The following is a 3,827-nucleotide window of genomic DNA, read 5'->3' on the forward strand; positions in this document are numbered from 1 at the left end:
GTGTCTACGAAGTCATGAGACAGAACTGTCCATTAAGTCATGAGACTCCACACGCATTTTGAACGTCCAGAACGCGCTCTGCTGCGACTTAGTTGGGTGCTACAGCGCCTCGAGGATGCTCACGTAGTTGGCGATGCCGACGCCCCCCATGTTCTGGACTGCGCCGCGACGGGCATTGGCCAGCTGCATGTCCCCGGCGGTGCCACTGAGCTGCATGGCAGCGATGACGTGCTGCGATACACCGGTGGCACCCACCGGATGTCCCTTCGCCTTCAGGCCGCCGGACACGTTGACCGGCAGCTTGCCGTCCTTATACACCCAGCCTTCCTTGATGGCCCGGGCACCCTGGCCGCGGGGGGCCAGTCCCATGGCCTCGTACATGATGAGCTCGGCGATAGTGAAGCAGTCGTGGACCTCGGCGAAGTCCAGGCCCTCCACCCCGGCCCCTGCCATGGCGAATGCCCTCTCCCAGGAGACGCGCGTTGCCTCGAATTCGGTGGGGTCGCGTTTCTCCGCGGGAAAGAAGTCGTTGGCATGCCCGAAACCGGCAAGGCGAACAGCTGCGGTTGCGCCGTTGGTTTCCCGGGTTGAAAGTACGACGGCGGCGGCACCGTCGGAGACGGGCGAACAGTCAGTGCGGCGCAAGGGATCGGCCACCATGGGGTTCTTGTCCGAGATGGTCCGGCAGAACTCCACGCCGAAATCGCGATGCATCTGGGCGTACGGATTGTCCATGCCGTTGTGGTGGTTCTTGGCGGAGATGGAGCCGAGCACATCGCCCAGGCCATTCTCGAAGCCCGGACCGGCGATGCCTGAACCTGCCGTACCCGTGCCGTACCGCTTGTCGTAGTGCTTGGCCACCTCCGCGAACAGGCCGGTGAATCCCGTAGTGGACGGTTTTCCCGCCATCTCGTACGAGGCACCCAGGAGCGCGGCCCCCACGACGTCCGCGCCGGCGTCGGTCATCTTCTCCGCACCGATCACCAGCACATTCCTTGCCGTCCCGGCGAGCAACGCCTTGACGCCCTGTTGGAACGCGGCCGAACCGGAGGCACACGCGTTCTCCGTCCGGGTGGCGGGGACGCTGGCGAGATCTGCCGAGAGTTGCAGCGCGAGGGACGACGTGAACCCCAGAGGCTGCATGCCTGAGTTGAACTGGCCCAGGTAGATCTCGTCGATGTCCTTGGGCTCAAGTCCGGAGTTCCCGATGGCTTCACCGGCCACCTGGACGATCAACGTTTCGAGCGTCTGGTCCGTGAGCTTGCCGAACTTGCTGTGGCCCCACCCCGTGAGCAGGATGTCCTTGCCGAACTGGTCTTTGAGGCTCATGCCGTAGCTCCTTCGAGGGTCTCTTCAACAGCGGTGTCCATAAGCGCCACAGCGAACTCTGCCTCGGTCTTCCCGCGGATCTCTTCCACAGTGACGCCCGGGGCGAGGCGGGTCAGCACAAGGCGCGTGCCGCCGTCGTGCGTCTCATCCGGCTCGATGTCGAAAACGGCTAGATCCGTGATGATCCTGTCCACGCAGTTCAAACCCGTGAGGGGAAGCGTGCATTCGCGGACGATCTTGGCTGAACCGTCCTTGGCGTTGTGTTCGGTCAGGACCACGACGCGGGGTGTTCCGGCGACGAGGTCCATGGCACCGCCCATGCCCTTGACCATCTTTCCTGGGATGGTCCAGTTGGCGAGGTCACCGCTGCCGGACACCTGCATGGCGCCCAGGATCGCAACCTTCACATGCCCGCCGCGGATCATGCCGAACGAGGTGGCGGAATCGAAAATGCTGCCGCCGGGATTGATGGTGACAGTCTGCTTGCCGGCGTTGATGAGGTCGGCGTCTTCTTCGCCCTCGTAGGGGAACGGGCCCATGCCGAGCAGGCCGTTCTCGCTCTGGAGGACCACCCGAACGCCATCCGGGAGATTGTTGGCTACCAGTGTGGGGATGCCGATGCCGAGGTTGACGTAGTCGCCGTCGTTGAGTTCTTCGGCCGCGATGGCGGCCATCTGGTCACGTGTCCATGCCATGGTGTGTGCTCCTTTTCTGCTTGGACGGCCGCTTAGACGGCTGCCGGGACGGCCGGGACTTCGAGCCGCTGACGGACCGTGCGCTGCTCAATGTCCTTGATCCTGTTGCTTGCCTGGACCAGTCTCTGGACGTAGACGCCCGGGGTCACGATGTGGTTCGGATCGAGTTCGCCCAAGGGCACGATCACCTCCGCCTCGGCGACCGTCACCTTGCCTGCCGTGGCCACCACCGGGTTGAAGTTCCGGGCGGTGTAGCGGTAGATGAGGTTGCCGTCGGTATCCGCGGTGTGGGCGTGGACCAGGCTGACATCGGCGGTGATGGCGCGCTCGCGGACGTAAGTGACGCCGTCGAACTCTTCATGGGGCTTGCCTTCGGCAACCAAGGTGCCCACACCGGTCCGGGTGTAAAAGGCGGGGATACCGGCGCCACCGGCGCGCAGGCGTTCGGCCAGCGTGCCCTGCGGAGTGAACTCGACCTCGAGCTTTCCGGCAAGGTACTGCTCGGCGAAGAGTTTGTTCTCGCCGACGTAGGAAGCGATGACCTTGCGGACCTGGCCGGCCTCGATGAGGACACCCAATCCCTTGCCATCAATGCCCATGTTGTTGGACACAATGGTGAGGTCCTTCGCGCCTGAATCGCGGAGGGCCTCGATAAGGTCCGCCGGGATGCCGCTGAGGCCAAAACCTCCGACGGCGATTGTCATGCCGTCCGTCAAAAGGTCCTGCAGCGCTTGGGACGCGTCGGGATGGATCTTGGACATTCCGAACTCCTCTTCGAGTGGGTGATCCACTTTGTGGACGTTAACGTTGTGGCTTTCGAGCCTAGGAGCGGTGCCTTTATGTGGCAATAGTCGGAAGCTTGGGCGCCTCACGCTGTGGACGCTAGACTGAAAGCTGTCCATAATGTGGATGAAATCTCAAGGAGAGTCCCGTGGCCGCACACAGCGTTCCCGCCGTTCCCGTTCAGGGTGCCCAGGTGGTGGGCCGGGTCGCCGCCCTGTTGAGACTCGTCGGCCGCAAGCCGGAAGGCATGTCGTTGGCAGGGCTGGTCCGCGAGTCCGGGCTGACCCGGCCAACTGCGTACAGGCTGCTGACGTCCCTTGCCGCGGAGGGGTTGGTGGAACACGAGGAAGCCACGGGAAAATGGGTCCTGGGACCTGAAATTTTCCTGCTTGGGTCCGTGGCCGCAGCCCGTTTTCCCATGGAGGACATCGCACGGCCGTCCCTGCGGCGGCTCGCCGCCGAGACGGGGGAGAGCGCGTTCTTCTCCATCAGGCGCGGCAACGAGACGGTGTGCGTCCTCCGGGAGGAAGGTTCCTTCCCTGTTCGGTCATTCGTTTTGCATGAAGGCGTGCGGTTCCCGCTGGGGGTGGCTTCGGCCGGGACGGCGATCATGGCATTCCTGCCGGAGGAGGAACAGGACGTGCTGCTCACGGACTGGGAAGCGCACGCCGGCGACTTTGCGGCCGGACATCACGCCGGGGTGGTTCGGGAGAACCTGGAGAAAACCCGGCTGGCTGGTTATTCGGTCAACCCGGGGCTGGTCCTTGAGGGGAGTTGGGGGATGGGGGCCGCTGTGTTCGACCCCCAAGGACGTCCGGCGTGGGCGCTTTCCCTGACCGGAATCGAACCTCGGTTCAGGGGCGACCGCCAGGAGTTCCTGGGCAGGTTCCTGCTCGAGGAAGCTCACCGGATGACGTCACGGTTGCAGCGCTCCGCCCCCAACTAGGTCGCATTAGTGCGCGTTTTGAGCGGGCGGTTTCTAGCGGTTATCGCAACAGGAAGGTTCTGATCATCTCATTT

The 3,827-nt window shown here is 63.7% G+C and carries 4 protein-coding genes; 1 reads left to right on the top strand and 3 read right to left on the bottom strand.

Translation table 11 applies throughout. The features are described from left to right. Positions 1-99 precede the first annotated feature (99 nt). The 3 genes from OCL88_RS20875 to OCL88_RS20885 are packed head-to-tail and all read right to left on the bottom strand — an operon-like array spanning position 100 to position 2,785. Positions 100-1,329: an acetyl-CoA acetyltransferase gene (locus OCL88_RS20875; RefSeq protein WP_264963819.1), complete on the bottom strand. Its 1,230-nt coding sequence runs from the start codon at positions 1,327-1,329 to the stop codon at positions 100-102. Next, a complete protein-coding gene (locus tag OCL88_RS20880; protein ID WP_062094843.1) occupies positions 1,326-2,024 on the bottom strand; it encodes a CoA transferase subunit B in 699 nt (232 codons plus the stop codon). Before OCL88_RS20880 ends, OCL88_RS20875 begins: the two co-directional genes overlap by 4 nt. Positions 2,025-2,056: 32 nt before the next feature. Then, positions 2,057-2,785: a CoA transferase subunit A gene (locus OCL88_RS20885; protein WP_264963820.1), complete on the bottom strand. Its 729-nt coding sequence runs from the start codon at positions 2,783-2,785 to the stop codon at positions 2,057-2,059. Between the two features lie 215 nt (positions 2,786-3,000). Here OCL88_RS20885 and OCL88_RS20890 point away from each other — a divergent pair, with 215 nt between their 5' ends. After that, positions 3,001-3,753 carry an IclR family transcriptional regulator gene (locus OCL88_RS20890; protein ID WP_264963821.1) on the top strand — a complete coding sequence of 251 codons (753 nt, stop codon included), beginning with the start codon at positions 3,001-3,003 and terminating at the stop codon, positions 3,751-3,753. Positions 3,754-3,827: the final 74 nt, after the last annotated feature.

The sequence above is a fragment of the Paenarthrobacter sp. PAE-2 genome, assembly GCF_026013155.1.
In the GTDB taxonomy this organism is placed as follows: domain Bacteria; phylum Actinomycetota; class Actinomycetes; order Actinomycetales; family Micrococcaceae; genus Arthrobacter; species Arthrobacter ureafaciens.